This is a genomic window from Pseudomonas fluorescens, from assembly GCF_902497895.1.
Taxonomy (GTDB): domain Bacteria; phylum Pseudomonadota; class Gammaproteobacteria; order Pseudomonadales; family Pseudomonadaceae; genus Aquipseudomonas; species Aquipseudomonas fluorescens_BP.
Map to the genome: position 1 here is coordinate 51,175 of NZ_CABVHQ010000002.1, position 14,006 is coordinate 65,180.

Genomic DNA, 14,006 nt, shown 5'->3' on the forward strand with positions numbered 1-14,006 from the left:
ACCTTACTGATTCCTCAACAGACGATCAGCCCAAGGCACGATCTCCTGTGCCCGCTTGTGAGCTATCCGAGGCCGCCACTGGCCGTTGCCGGACTCAGAGCAACACTTTCAAATAGTCGAATGCTGATTGGAACTAACGTCAGTGGATTTTCGGCAGATACACTTCCCGACAGCGATCACGCAGACGACATCCGGTCGAGACGCAGACTGTTGCGCCTCAAAACCACGACCAGACTTCGGCCGCCCTTCGCCCCGGATCAATTTCCGCGCAGTGATGACGAGAACGCCATGGCCGGGCTAATTCCCCAGAGCTTTATTGACGACCTTCTGAACCGCACCGACATCGTCGACGTGGTCAGCTCGCGCCTGCAAATGAAGAAAGCCGGCAAAAATTACACGGCCTGCTGCCCGTTCCACAAAGAGAAAACCCCCTCCTTCAGCGTCAGCCCGGACAAACAGTTTTACTACTGCTTCGGCTGCGGCGCTGGCGGCAATGCCCTCGGCTTCATCATGGACCACGACAACCTGGACTTCCCCCAGGCTGTCGAGGAACTGGCCAAAGCCGCCGGCATGGAAATACCCCGAGAGGAAAGTGGCCGGCCGCACAAACCCCGGCAACCGACCGACTCGCCGCTCTACCCCTTGCTCAGCGCTGCCGCCGACTTCTATCGCCAGGCACTGAAAAGCCATCCGGCGCGCAAGGCCGCCGTCGATTATCTCAAGGGCCGGGGCCTGACCGGTGAGATAGCCCGGGATTTCGGCCTCGGATTCGCCCCGCCCGGCTGGGACAATCTGTACAAGCACCTGAGCAGCGACACCCTGCAGCAGAAAGCCATGATTGATGCCGGTCTGCTGATCGAGAATGCCGAAACCGGCAAGCGCTACGACCGCTTCCGCGATCGCGTGATGTTCCCGATCCGCGACAGTCGCGGCCGGATCATTGCGTTCGGCGGCCGGGTGCTGGGCGACGACAAGCCAAAATACCTGAACTCCCCGGAAACCCCGGTATTCCACAAGGGCCAGGAACTCTACGGGCTGTTTGAAGCGCGCAAGAACAATCGCAACCTCGACGAAATCATCGTCGTCGAAGGCTACATGGACGTCATCGCCCTCGCCCAGCAAGGCCTGCGCAATGCCGTCGCGACACTTGGCACCGCCACCAGCGAAGAACACCTGAAACGCCTGTTTCGAGTAGTGCCCAACGTATTGTTCTGCTTTGACGGCGATCAGGCCGGACGCAATGCCGCATGGCGCGCTCTGGAAGCGGCCTTGCCCAGCCTGCAGGACGGGCGGCGTGCGCGCTTTCTGTTCCTGCCCGAAGGCGAAGACCCGGATACCCTGGTCCGCTCCGAAGGCACCGCCGCGTTCCGTGCCCGGATCAACCAGCACGCACAACCCTTGGCCGATTACTTTTTCCAGCAACTGACCGAAGAGTCCGATCCGCGCTCGCTCGAAGGCAAGGCCCACATGGCCACCCTTGCAGCGCCGCTGATCGACAAGGTTCCAGGGGCCAACCTGCGCACCCTGATGCGCCAGCGACTCACGGAAATCACCGGCCTCAACAGCGAGGCAGTCAGCCAACTGGTGCACAGCGCACCCCAAGAGGCTCCGCCCGCCTACGATCCCGGCATCGATTACGACGCCATGCCCGATTACGCCGATTACCACCAGCCTCAAGAGACCTATGCGCCTCAACAGGAGTGGACACCGAAAAAACCGGGCAGCGGCGGCAAGAAATGGGAAAATAAACCCTGGGATAAAAAGGCCAAGCGTCAGGGCGATCGCGATCAGCCCCGCGCCCCGCGCATTCCAGCAGCCGTAGAGCCGCCGACGCTGGCAGCCCTGCGCACGCTGCTGCATCACCCGCAATTGGCAGAAAAAGTTGAAGATGCCGGGCACTTTGCCGCCGAGGACCACACCAATACACAACTATTGGTGGCACTACTCGAAGCCGTACAAAAGAATCCTAAGCTAAACTCATTTCAACTGATTGCGCGCTGGCATGGCACCGAACAAGGGCGCCTGCTCAAAGCGTTGGCAGAAAAGGAATGGCTGATTGAGGGCGATAACCTTGAACAACAGTTTTTCGACACCATTACTAGCTTGTCAGCCCGCCAACGCGAGCGAAATCTGGAACAATTGCTCAGGAAAGCGCGTCAAAGTGAATTGAGTGCTGAAGAAAAAAATCAGCTGCGCGACCTCCTAAGTCGCAATGTTTCCGCATCAAACCCGACCTCAACTGGCGCGTGAGGTCATAGCTCAGGTATAATCCTTGGCTTGTTTTTTGCCCGCCAAGACCTTCAGTGGATAGGGTGTTATGTCCGGAAAAGCGCAACAGCAGTCTCGTATCAAAGAGTTGATCACCCTGGGTCGTGAGCAGAAGTATCTGACTTACGCAGAGGTCAACGACCACCTGCCGGAGGATATTTCAGATCCGGAACAGGTGGAAGACATCATCCGCATGATTAATGACATGGGGATTCCCGTACACGAGAGTGCTCCGGATGCGGACGCCCTTATGCTGGCCGACGCCGATACCGACGAGGCAGCCGCTGAAGAAGCGGCTGCAGCGTTGGCAGCGGTCGAGACCGACATTGGCCGCACCACTGACCCCGTGCGCATGTATATGCGTGAAATGGGTACAGTAGAGCTCCTCACACGTGAAGGCGAAATTGAAATCGCCAAGCGTATCGAAGAGGGCATCCGTGAAGTGATGGGCGCAATTGCGCACTTCCCTGGCACGGTTGACCACATTCTCTCCGAGTACACTCGCGTCACCACCGAAGGTGGCCGCCTGTCCGACGTCCTGAGCGGTTATATCGACCCGGACGACGGCATTGCGCCGCCTGCTGCCGAAGTGCCGCCGCCTGTCGATCCGAAAACCGTGAAAGCGGATGACGAAACCGACGACGACGAAGCCGAAACAGCTACTGACGAAGAAGATGAAGTCGAAAGCGGTCCGGATCCGGTCATCGCTGCACAGCGTTTCGGTGCCGTGTCCGACCAGATGGAAGTCACTCGCAAGGCGCTGAAAAAGCACGGTCGTGGCAATAAGCTGGCAATCGCCGAGCTGGTGCTCCTGGCCGAGCTGTTCATGCCGATCAAACTGGTTCCGAAGCAATTCGAAGGCCTGGTTGAGCGTGTCCGCAGTGCTCTCGATCGTCTGCGTCAGCAAGAGCGCGCAATCATGCAGCTCTGCGTTCGTGATGCACGCATGCCGCGCACCGACTTCCTGCGCCAGTTCCCGGGCCATGAAGTCGACGAAAGCTGGACCGAGGCACTGGCCAAAGGCAAAAGCAAATACGCTGAAGCCATTGGTCGCCTGCAACCGGACATCCTTCGTTGCCAGCAAAAGCTGACTGCATTGCAGACCGAAACCGGTCTGACGATTGCCGAGATCAAGGACATCAACCGTCGCATGTCGATCGGTGAGGCCAAGGCCCGCCGCGCGAAGAAAGAGATGGTTGAAGCGAACTTGCGTCTGGTGATCTCCATCGCCAAGAAGTACACAAACCGTGGCCTGCAGTTCCTCGATCTGATCCAGGAAGGCAACATCGGCTTGATGAAAGCGGTGGACAAGTTCGAATACCGTCGCGGCTACAAATTCTCGACTTATGCCACCTGGTGGATCCGTCAGGCGATCACTCGCTCGATCGCCGACCAGGCCCGCACCATCCGTATTCCGGTGCACATGATCGAGACGATCAACAAGCTCAACCGTATTTCCCGGCAGATGTTGCAGGAAATGGGTCGCGAACCGACCCCGGAAGAGCTGGGCGAACGCATGGAAATGCCTGAGGACAAGATCCGCAAGGTATTGAAGATCGCTAAAGAGCCGATCTCCATGGAAACCCCGATCGGTGATGACGAAGACTCCCACCTGGGTGACTTCATCGAAGACTCGACCATGCAGTCGCCAATCGATGTCGCCACTGTTGAGAGCCTTAAAGAAGCGACTCGCGAAGTACTCTCCGGCCTCACTGCCCGTGAAGCCAAGGTCCTGCGCATGCGCTTCGGCATCGACATGAATACCGACCACACCCTTGAGGAAGTCGGTAAGCAGTTCGACGTTACCCGCGAGCGGATTCGTCAGATCGAAGCCAAGGCGCTGCGCAAGCTGCGCCACCCGACGAGAAGCGAGCATTTGCGCTCCTTCCTCGACGAGTGATCACAAAACCCCCAGCCTGGCTGGGGGTTTTGCTTTATGCAGATTAAATTCTCCAAGCGTCCCTCCCGCCCGAATTGCCCGTCTACACTCGAATCTACTCCCCGAGCCATAACGAGACCGTTATGCCCAGAATGCCGGCTGTGTTTTTGCTGTGGCTGATGACCTGGACTGCAACGGCTGGCGCGCTGACTCTTACCGACGAAGAACGTAGCTGGCTTGCGAACCACCCGGAACTGCGTCTGGGTGTCGATGCGTCATGGCCACCTTTTGAGTATCGCGATGAACAAGGCCGTTACCAGGGTCTGGCGGCGGATTACATTCGCCTGATCCAGGAACGCCTGAGCATCAAGGTGACCCCCGTCGAGCCGATCAGCTGGAGCCAGGTGCTGGAACAGGCCAGACAAGGCAAGCTGGACCTGCTACCAGGGATTATGTCGACTCCCGAGCGCCAGGGTTACCTGTCCTTCACTCGCCCCTACCTGGACTTCCCCATCGTGATCCTGGCCCACGAGGGCGGACCACAACCGCACAATCTCAACGATCTGTACGGCCTGAAGATTGCCGTCGTGGAAAACTATGCGCCCCACGAGCTGTTGCGCTCCCACCATCCCGACCTGAACCTGGTCGCCCTGCCAAATGTCAGCTCGGCCCTCCAGGCGCTGGCCACGGACCAGGTCGATGCCGTCGTGGGCGATCTCGCCTCCAGCGTCTGGAGCCTGCGCCAGCTTAAACTGGACGGTCTTTACGTCAGCGGTGAAACGCCTTATCGCTATCAATTGGCGATGGGAGTACCGCAACAAAGCAAAATACTGGTCGGTATTCTCGACAAAGTGCTGGCCGACCTGAGTCCCGAAGAAATCAGCAGCATCCAGGAACACTGGGTGGGCAATGTCCTGGATCAACGCACTTTCTGGTCCGGTCTTTTGGTTTATGGTCTGCCCGGCGTGCTGCTGCTGTTTACCGTGCTGGCAGTCGTTATCCGCATCAATCGCCGGCTCAGTTCGGAGATCTCGCGTCGGGTCGCGCTGGAACAGGAGTTGCGCAGCAGCGAATACCACTACCGCGGCCTGGTCGAAAGCCTTTCGGCGATAGCCTGGGAAGCCCGCATAAGCGACTACACCTACAGCTACGTGTCACCCCACGCCGAAGACCTGCTCGGCTATCCCTTGGCGAATTGGCTGATCCCGGGCTTTTGGCGCAACATCATTCACCCCGCCGACCTGACTCGCGCCCAGACCTTTTGCGACCATGAAATACTGGCCGGCCGTGATCACAGCGTCGACTACCGTGTCATCACCGCCGACGGTCGCTGTCTGTGGGTGCGCGATATCGTCAGTCTGATAGAGCACGGTCATGAGCCGGTTCTGCGCGGCCTGATGATCGATATCAGTGAAGCCAAAAGAACCGAAGAAGCCTTGCGTTTATCCGAGCAAAAGTTCGCTTCGGTATTCCAGCAGTGCCCGGACATTCTGGTGATCGCGCGTCTGTCCGACGGTTGCCTGCTGGTGGTCAACGAAGCCTTTGAGGAACAGATTGGCCTGAGCGCCGAGCAAGTCATCGGCCAGACCGCCTCCGACCTGAACATCTGGGGCGTACCGGGCGTCGGGCCTGGTCTCTTGCAGCGCTTGCAGGCTGGCAGCATTCGCAACCTGGAGATGCCGTTCCGGCGCAACAACGGGCAGTTGTTCACTGGGCTGATCTCCGCCGAACACTTCGACCTCGACACCACCCCCGCGCTGGTGGTGGTGGTGCGCGACATCAGCCAACTCAAGGAAACCCAGCAACAACTGCAAACCTCCGAAGAGAAATTCGCCAAAGCCTTCCATGCCTCGCCCGATGGCCTGCTGCTGAGCCGCCAGAGCGATGGCTTGCTGATTGAAGTCAACGAGGGCTTCAGCCGGATCACCGGTTTCAATAGCGCGATGTCCGTGGACCGCTCCACCCTGGACCTGGGTATCTGGGTCAACCTCAACGAACGCAAACAGATGCTCGACCTGCTGCAACGCGACGGTTTTGTCCGCGACTTCAGCTGCCACATCCGCCGTAACGACGGGCAGATTCGTCTGTGCGAGGTCTCCAGTCGGCCGCTGCCCATCGCTGGCGAAGATTGCATGCTGACCATCGCCCGCGATATTACCGAGCGCCATCTGATGCAGGAAAAGCTGCAACAGGCCGCCACGGTGTTCGAGAGCACCGCCGAAGGGGTGTTGATCACCGACACTCAACAGCACATCAGCGCAGTCAATCGAGCCTTCACCGAGATCACTGGCTATAGCGAAACCGAAGCGCTCGGCCACACCCCCCGACTGCTTGCCTCAGGCTTGCACGACAGCGCCTTCTACGCCGCCATGTGGCACCAACTGACCGCCGAAGGTCATTGGCAGGGCGAGATTTCCAACCGGCGCAAAAATGGCGAGCTGTACCCCAGCTGGCTGACCATCAGTGCCGTGCGTAACCGGGACAAATTCATCACCCACTTCGTTGCGGTATTCGCCGACATCTCCAGCTTGAAGCATGCCCAGGCGCGCCTCGACTACCAGGCTCACCACGACCCGCTGACCGGCCTGCCCAACCGCACCCTGTTCGAAAGCCGGTTGCTGACAGCACTTAACACCCAGCAAGAAAACGGTGGCCAGGGCGCCGTACTGTTCCTTGATCTCGACCGCTTCAAACATATCAACGACAGCCTTGGCCATCCGGTCGGCGACCTGCTGCTCAAGGGCATTGCCGTGCGCCTGAAAGAGCAACTGCGTGACATCGACACCGTGGCCCGCCTGGGCGGTGATGAATTCATCATCCTGCTGCCGGGCCTGCAGCAAGCCAGCGACGCCGAACACATCGCCAACAAGCTGCTCAACTGCTTTGGAGCGCCCTTCCAGGCCGGCGAGCACGAGTTCTTTATCAGTGCCAGCATTGGCACCAGCCTCTACCCACAGGACGGCTGCGACGTCGCCACGCTGGTCAAGAATGCCGACGCGGCCATGTACCGTTCCAAAGCCAAGGGCCGCAATCGGGTCGAAAGCTATACCCGCGACCTTACCGCCCAGGCCAGCGAACGGATCGCCCTGGAGCATGAATTGCGCCGGGCTATTGAACGCAATGAGCTAACGCTCTACTACCAGCCGAAAATCAGCCTCAAGTATCAGTGCCTGGTCGGCGCCGAAGCCCTGCTGCGCTGGCGCCATCCAACCTTCGGCGATGTACCTCCCGAACACTTCATCCCCCTGGCTGAAGAAAACGGCATGATCCTGCAGATTGGCGACTGGGTGCTGGAGCAAGCCTGTCGGCAGCTCTACGAGTGGAATCTGCACTATGAGAGCTTCGGCCCCCTCTCGGTTAACCTGGCCGGGGCTCAATTGCGCCAACCGAACCTGCTCAACCGGATCGAGCAGCTACTCAATGACAACCTCCTCATGCCCGGCCTCCTGCAGCTGGAAATCACCGAAAACTTCATCATGAGCCAGGCTGAAGAAGCACTGGAAGTCCTGCATCAACTCAAACGCCTGGGTGTGCAGCTGGCAATCGACGACTTCGGCACCGGCTACTCCTCGCTGAGCTATCTCAAACGCCTGCCCCTGGACTTCCTGAAAATCGACCAATCCTTCGTCCGCGGCCTGCCCGATGATCCCCACGATGTCGCCATCGTCCGCGCCATCATCGCCCTGGGCCGCAGCATGCAATTCACCGTCATTGCCGAAGGCGTCGAAACCCAGGCCCAGCAGCAATTCCTGGCCGCCGAAGGTTGTGAAGAGATCCAGGGCTACATCGTCAGCCTCCCCCTCCCCGCCGACGAATTCGCCGCAGCCTTTCTTCGTATCAACCTTTCCGATTTTTCGGATAGCACAGCGGAGAAACCATCGTTATAATCCGCGGCCTACTGAGGGCCTATAGCTCAGTTGGTTAGAGCAGGGGACTCATAATCCCTTGGTCGTAGGTTCGAGTCCTACTGGGCCCACCATACAGAAAGCCGCGCACTGCGCGGCTTTCGTGTATCTGGCTGTTCGGTTTTTCCGAGCAGAAGGGGGGCTCACACCCTCGTCAAAAAATCTTCATAAGAATTGACAAACCCTCCTTGAACTTTAAGATGACGTTACCTATAAATACTATAGAAAACCATGAGTGACCTTCTACCTTTTCCGCTGCCTAAAAAGAAAGCTCTTGAAATAATCCGTGAGCTTTCGGAAATGTCGGAACGCATCTTCTACTCTCCGCACGCCAAGGGGCGGATGATTGAGCGAGGTGTGACCATGCCCGACGTGATGGACTGCCTGGGAAAAGGGCAGATCACGGAAGGGCCGTTCCAGCAGCCTGGCGGTGATTGGAGATTTACCATTTCCTGGTTTAGAGCTGGGTCGCCTCTCCAGGTCGTTGGCGCAATCGATGTCGACGACGACGGGACATTTCTCGTCATAGTGACCACGATACAAAAGAAGGGGTGAATTTTATGTACCACTACGTAGAAAGCGGCCTGCCGAACGTATGGCTTAGCAATGGCTTCGTGGTGAAAGAGACTGCCTATGGCGAGTCCGTTGCAATCACGGATGTGAAAGGCCTTCATGACGTAATTGGCAAGTCTATCGCGGAAAAACCAGCACCTTTGACAGGTGCTGAGTTTAGGTTCCTCAGGAAGGAGCTTGGGTTGTCCCAAGAAAGACTTGCCGACATCGTCGGGCTGACGAGTCAGGCTGTGGCGATCTGGGAAAAAACTGACAAGATCCCAACCGTAAATGACCGGTATTTACGGGGACTTTATCTTGAAGCTAAAACCGGCGAAGCGGATCTTATGGCTGCTATCAATTCCATCAACAGATTGGACCACGACCTATACAAACTGAATCTGGAGTTTGAAGGCGAATGGCACAATAAAGAAAAGCAATGCGCTTGACCTACGTCAACACTCTAGAAGCCCGGCCTATCGCCGGGCTTTTTATCTATCCCTGTTCAGATTTTGTTTTACGCGGGTGCCGGAATATCGGATGACTCCCGTTGAGGTTGTAGGCAAACTCCGAGAATTGCGTAATGGGTGCGTTTGGGCACTTTGCTGCCTTGTTGCGCTTTTCTTCGACGGGATACTCTCCGGACGTCGCTGCCAATCAGCGACCGGGCTTGGAAACCCGTCGAACCACAGCGCAACAGCACCCCATCACGACTGCAGACGTTTTTTACGACTGAACCCTGTGTTATGGCGGCTGTGCGTGGGACGCCTTCGGGCGTGCCGGTTCCTTGGTTCCCGGTTTTCCAACCTGCGTACAGCCGCCACCCATTCGCTTGGAAACGAACGTGTCGGCTCCTCGAACCCAGGAGTAAAACCATGACCAAAACAAATCCGTCCGCACCTTCAGAACTGAAAACCATCGGCTTCACGCCTTTCATCTATTGCTCGGATCAGCCGCTGTTCCACGTTTGTCGTGGCGTTCCCATTGGGGATGCATTGGCACAGGCCTCCGATCTGCTGTTCCTCGCCAAGTCATTTACCGAAGATGCCGCCTACGCAAAAGACACCGACCGCCACGCCTGGGCCGCGTACTATCTGACGGCAATGAGCAAAGCAGTGATTGATGATGTGGTGAAGGTGCTGACACCGAGACCCGCTCGGACGGCGACGGAGTCCGAACAATAGCGCTGACTCATCCCTTGAAATACGCCCCGATTTTTCGGGGCTTCCAGATCGTGATCGGGAGCGCTGCTGCAATGCCCGACCTTTACTGCGTCCGGCGGTGGCCTGGATGTTTACTCCAGAACACCTAATGCTGGAATGGCCTGCACTGACCGCAGCCGTTCAAGCATTTCACCCGTCAACACGACCTCATACGTATCCGCCGGCCTACCCCACTGCTCCACGATGACCATGCCGTCTACCAGCGCCGCGCCCAATCCGGTAATCGTATCGGCCAATTCCTCTACGATTTTTTGAGTCCGTGACCACGCGCGATCAGTAATTTCTTTAAGCTCAGCCGTTACGCTGTCACACGACGCTGGATCCGTATCAGGGTAGGAGATATTGCGCAGCAGGTGCCCTAACTCTCTTATTTTTGCGTAATCCTGTTCCGCCCCAAGCTCTCCTTTCAGGATGGCTGCCGCTTTCGACTTATCAACGAGTTTCTCGGGCGAATGTTTTGGAGGTAATGTCTGCCCCATAGCTCCGGCGAAGAGGACCATTATCCGACCTTCCAAATGTTCCTTCATTTCTTCGATCGACGAAATTGACCGCGCCAAGGTAATGGAAGCCCCTCCGTGGTGCGCCAAGCCCACGGTAACTTTCAGGGTCACATCACCCGTTTCAAAGCCCAGGGCTCGGGCTACTACGTAGTGCCCCATTTCGTGATTCGCAATCTGCAGTGCATAGTCTCGTACAGCAGCAGGCATGCTCTTCATTTCGATCCTCTCGCTTCACAGCTCTTGTTCGCGCATTCGACTACGAGTGACAGTTTGTGTCTATCCAATTAACCCGTCGATGGCGTGGAGTGCCTGTAACATGCTTGCCCTTTGCTCTGTGCCGCTGGAGACGACCTTTGCCTGACACCCGCCCGCCCGTTCTCGACGAAATCGACCGCCAATTGATCGCGGCCTTGCAGATCAATGCCCGCGAAAGCGTGGCCATGCTCGCCCGCCAACTGGGCATCGCCCGTACTACCGTCACGTCGCGTCTGGCGCGGCTGGAAAAAGCCAGAGTAATCACCGGTTACGGCGTGCGCCTCGGGCAGCGAGTGGTGGATGGTGGCTTGCAGGCCTACGTCGGGATCACCGTGCAGCCGCGTTCCGGCAAGGAAGTGCTGCGTCGGCTCAGTGCCATGGCCCAGGTGCAGCAGCTGTGTGCGGTGAGTGGCGAGTTTGATTACGTGGCGTGGCTGCGCACCGATTCGCCGGAACAGCTCGATCAACTGCTCGATCAGATCGGCAGCGTCGATGGCGTGGAGAAAACCACCACTTCGATCATCCTCAGCAGCAAGATCGATCGCGGCCAGCCGGTTTAAGGTCTGCCTAGCCCCCTTTGGCACGACCGAAGATCCCCCCGTAGCAGCTGGCGAAGCCTGCGTTCGGCCGCGCAGCGGTCGTAAAACTCATTGCCGCGTTGCTTCAGGTAGTACGTGTCGACTGAACTGCGACCGCTTCGCGCTCGAACGCAGGCTTCGCCAGCTGCTACGGAGGCCACGCGGTCATTTAGCTCAATATCCTCGTCACATAGCTTAAAAAGCATTCATATCGACGACACTTTGCGTCTTATTAACGTGTTCTACACTCCCTAGAATGGCGGCAGTCTTCTCCCCTTCCAAACTCACCGCGGTCACCACCGCGCGAGTCGCCAGCAAGGTCATCCATGAACAAGAACAATCGCCATCCTGCAGACGGTAAAAAACCGGTCACTATTTTCGGCCCCGACTTCCCCTTCGCATTCGACGACTGGATAGAGCACCCGGCCGGGCTAGGCAGTATTCCAGCGCAGCACCACGGTGCCGAAGTGGCGGTCGTCGGTGCCGGGATCGCCGGGTTGGTGGCGGCGTACGAGCTGATGAAGCTGGGCTTGAAACCAGTGGTTTATGAGGCTTCGAAGATGGGCGGGCGCTTGCGCTCCCAGGCCTTTGAAGGCGCCGAAGGCATCATCGCCGAGCTCGGGGGTATGCGTTTCCCGGTGTCGTCCACCGCGTTCTATCACTATGTCGACAAGCTCGGCCTGGAAACCAAACCCTTCCCCAACCCGCTGACCCCTGCCTCGGGCAGCACGGTGATCGACCTCGAAGGCCAGACCCACTACGCGCAGAAGCTCGCCGACCTGCCGGCATTGTTCCAGGAAGTCGCCGATGCCTGGGCTGATGCGCTGGAGGACGGTTCGCGCTTCGGCGAGATCCAGCAAGCGATCCGCGACCGCGACGTGCCGCGCTTGAAAGAGCTGTGGAACACCCTGGTTCCGCTCTGGGATGACCGCACCTTCTACGACTTCGTCGCCACTTCGAAAGCCTTCGCCAAGTTGTCCTTCCATCACCGCGAAGTGTTTGGCCAGGTTGGCTTCGGCACCGGCGGCTGGGATTCGGACTTCCCCAACTCGATGCTGGAAATTTTTCGCGTGGTGATGACCAACTGCGATGACCACCAGCACCTGGTGGTCGGCGGCGTCGAGCAAGTGCCCCTCGGCATCTGGCGTCATGTCCCCGAGCGTTGTGCCCACTGGCCCGCAGGCACCAGCCTGAGCTCGTTGCACAGCGGCGCGCCGCGTACTGGCGTGAAACGCATCGCCCACGCGGCCAACGGCCGTTTTGCCGTCACCGACAATTGGGGCGATACCCGGGAATACGCGGCGGTGCTGACCACCTGCCAGAGCTGGCTGCTGACCACCCAGATCGAATGCGACGAAAGCTTGTTCTCGCAAAAGATGTGGATGGCCCTGGACCGCACCCGCTACATGCAGTCGTCGAAAACCTTCGTCATGGTCGACCGACCGTTCTGGAAGGACAAGGACCCGGAAACCGGGCGCGACCTGATGAGCATGACCCTCACCGACCGCCTGACCCGCGGCACTTACCTTTTCGACAACGGCGACGACAAGCCAGGGGTGATCTGCCTGTCGTATTCGTGGATGAGCGACGCGCTTAAAATGCTCCCGCATCCGGTGGAAAAACGCGTAAAGCTGGCGCTGGACGCGTTGAAGAAGATCTACCCGAAAGTCGATATCGCCGCGCGCATTATCGGCGACCCGATCACCGTTTCCTGGGAAGCCGACCCGCATTTTCTCGGCGCCTTCAAGGGTGCGCTGCCGGGCCACTATCGCTACAACCAGCGCATGTATGCGCACTTCATGCAGCAAGACATGCCCGCCGAGCAGCGCGGGATCTTCATTGCAGGCGACGATGTTTCATGGACCCCGGCGTGGGTTGAAGGCGCAGTGCAGACTTCGTTGAACGCCGTGTGGGGCATCATGAAACATTTCGGTGGCGAGACGCCTGCGCAGAATCCTGGTCCGGGTGATGTGTTCCATGAAATCGGCCCGATAGCCCTGCCTGAGTAAAAGGAAGCTCACTATGCGTGTCGCCCTCTACCAATGCCCGCCGCTGCCACTGGACGTGACTGGCAATCTGCAGCGTCTGCAACACCTGGCGATGGAAGCCCGGGACGCGGATTTGCTGGTGCTGCCGGAAATGTTCCTCAGTGGGTACAACATCGGCGTCGAGGCGGTCGGCGCATTGGCCGAGGCGCGCGATGGCGAGTCGGCGCAACGCATTGCCAGCATCGCGAGGAGTTCAGGGGTGGCCATTCTCTACGGCTACCCGGAGCGCGCCGACGACGGGCAGATCTACAACGCCGTGCAGTTGATCGATGCCAAGGGCCAAAGCCTGTGCAACTACCGCAAGACTCACCTGTTCGGTGAACTCGATCACTCGATGTTCAGTGTCGGCCCCGACGAGTTTCCCCTGGTGGAGTTGAACGGCTGGAAACTCGGGTTCCTGATCTGCTATGACCTGGAATTCCCGGAAAATGCCCGTCGCCTGGCCTTGGCCGGGGCCGAGCTGATTCTGGTGCCGACGGCGAACATGATTCCGTACGACTTTATCGCCGACGTCACCGTGCGTGCCCGTGCCTTCGAAAACCAGTGTTATGTGGCGTACGCCAACTACTGCGGGCATGAAGGCGAGATCCACTACTGCGGTCAAAGCAGCATTGCCGCACCGGACGGTAGCCGTCTGGCCCAGGCGGGCCTGGATGAGGCATTGATCATTGGAACACTGGATCGCCAATTGATGATCGATTCACGCGCCGTCAATCGCTACTTCCAGGATCGTCGACCCGAGCTTTATAGCGACCTGAACAAGCGCTGATCGGTGGTTATCCGCTAGCATGAGCACTT

General features: G+C 58.4%; 10 protein-coding genes and 1 tRNA gene. 10 read left to right on the top strand and 1 reads right to left on the bottom strand.

Annotation, left to right across the window (positions count from 1 at the left end):
- The first annotated feature begins 288 nt into the window (after positions 1-288).
- The 7 genes from dnaG (at position 289) to F8N21_RS01365 (ending at position 9,788) form a co-directional block, all read left to right on the top strand.
- Positions 289-2,250, top strand: coding sequence for a DNA primase (gene dnaG, locus F8N21_RS01335; protein ID WP_150640393.1), 1,962 nt, complete (start codon positions 289-291; stop codon positions 2,248-2,250).
- Positions 2,251-2,317: 67 nt separating this feature from the next.
- Positions 2,318-4,168, top strand: coding sequence for an RNA polymerase sigma factor RpoD (gene rpoD / locus F8N21_RS01340; protein ID WP_150640394.1), 1,851 nt, complete (start codon positions 2,318-2,320; stop codon positions 4,166-4,168).
- Between the two features lie 122 nt (positions 4,169-4,290).
- Positions 4,291-8,034, top strand: coding sequence for an EAL domain-containing protein (locus tag F8N21_RS01345; RefSeq protein ID WP_150640395.1), 3,744 nt, complete (start codon positions 4,291-4,293; stop codon positions 8,032-8,034).
- A gap of 15 nt (positions 8,035-8,049) precedes the next feature.
- Positions 8,050-8,126, top strand: a tRNA-Ile gene (locus tag F8N21_RS01350).
- Positions 8,127-8,283: 157 nt separating this feature from the next.
- Positions 8,284-8,607: a DUF4258 domain-containing protein gene (locus F8N21_RS01355; RefSeq protein ID WP_150640396.1), complete on the top strand. Its 324-nt coding sequence runs from the start codon at positions 8,284-8,286 to the stop codon at positions 8,605-8,607.
- Positions 8,608-8,612: 5 nt separating this feature from the next.
- Positions 8,613-9,053 carry a helix-turn-helix domain-containing protein gene (locus tag F8N21_RS01360; protein WP_150640397.1) on the top strand — a complete coding sequence of 147 codons (441 nt, stop codon included), beginning with the start codon at positions 8,613-8,615 and terminating at the stop codon, positions 9,051-9,053.
- A 426-nt stretch (positions 9,054-9,479) separates the two neighbouring features.
- Positions 9,480-9,788 (top strand): DUF3077 domain-containing protein, encoded by a 309-nt coding sequence (locus F8N21_RS01365; protein WP_150640398.1) that lies wholly within the window; start codon positions 9,480-9,482, stop codon positions 9,786-9,788.
- 110 nt (positions 9,789-9,898) lie between these two features.
- Here F8N21_RS01365 and F8N21_RS01370 read toward each other — a convergent pair whose 3' ends face one another.
- Positions 9,899-10,543, bottom strand: coding sequence for a peptidase M41 (locus F8N21_RS01370; RefSeq protein ID WP_150640399.1), 645 nt, complete (start codon positions 10,541-10,543; stop codon positions 9,899-9,901).
- A gap of 137 nt (positions 10,544-10,680) precedes the next feature.
- On the opposite strand from F8N21_RS01370, the gene F8N21_RS01375 reads away from it, so the two are divergent.
- The 3 genes from F8N21_RS01375 (at position 10,681) to F8N21_RS01385 (ending at position 13,977) form a co-directional block, all read left to right on the top strand.
- Entirely contained in the window at positions 10,681-11,142 is a 462-nt protein-coding gene (locus F8N21_RS01375; protein ID WP_008067391.1) for an Lrp/AsnC family transcriptional regulator, read from the top strand.
- A gap of 344 nt (positions 11,143-11,486) precedes the next feature.
- The gene (locus tag F8N21_RS01380) at positions 11,487-13,169 is read left to right on the top strand and encodes a flavin monoamine oxidase family protein (protein WP_150640400.1); all 1,683 of its coding nucleotides are present in this window, start codon (positions 11,487-11,489) and stop codon (positions 13,167-13,169) included.
- Between the two features lie 13 nt (positions 13,170-13,182).
- Positions 13,183-13,977 (top strand): carbon-nitrogen hydrolase family protein, encoded by a 795-nt coding sequence (locus F8N21_RS01385; RefSeq protein WP_150640401.1) that lies wholly within the window; start codon positions 13,183-13,185, stop codon positions 13,975-13,977.
- The last annotated feature ends 29 nt before the right edge of the window (positions 13,978-14,006 follow it).

Excerpts from the sequence above, each read along its gene's own strand:
- dnaG (WP_150640393.1), top strand. The coding sequence starts at position 289 with ATGGCCGGGCTAATTCCCCAGAGCTTTATTGACGACCTTCTGAACCGC.
- rpoD (WP_150640394.1), top strand. The coding sequence starts at position 2,318 with ATGTCCGGAAAAGCGCAACAGCAGTCTCGTATCAAAGAGTTGATCACC.
- F8N21_RS01345 (WP_150640395.1), top strand. The coding sequence starts at position 4,291 with ATGCCCAGAATGCCGGCTGTGTTTTTGCTGTGGCTGATGACCTGGACT.
- F8N21_RS01355 (WP_150640396.1), top strand. The coding sequence starts at position 8,284 with ATGAGTGACCTTCTACCTTTTCCGCTGCCTAAAAAGAAAGCTCTTGAA.
- F8N21_RS01360 (WP_150640397.1), top strand. The coding sequence starts at position 8,613 with ATGTACCACTACGTAGAAAGCGGCCTGCCGAACGTATGGCTTAGCAAT.
- F8N21_RS01365 (WP_150640398.1), top strand. The coding sequence starts at position 9,480 with ATGACCAAAACAAATCCGTCCGCACCTTCAGAACTGAAAACCATCGGC.
- F8N21_RS01370 (WP_150640399.1), bottom strand. The coding sequence starts at position 10,543 with ATGAAGAGCATGCCTGCTGCTGTACGAGACTATGCACTGCAGATTGCG.
- F8N21_RS01380 (WP_150640400.1), top strand. The coding sequence starts at position 11,487 with ATGAACAAGAACAATCGCCATCCTGCAGACGGTAAAAAACCGGTCACT.
- F8N21_RS01385 (WP_150640401.1), top strand. The coding sequence starts at position 13,183 with ATGCGTGTCGCCCTCTACCAATGCCCGCCGCTGCCACTGGACGTGACT.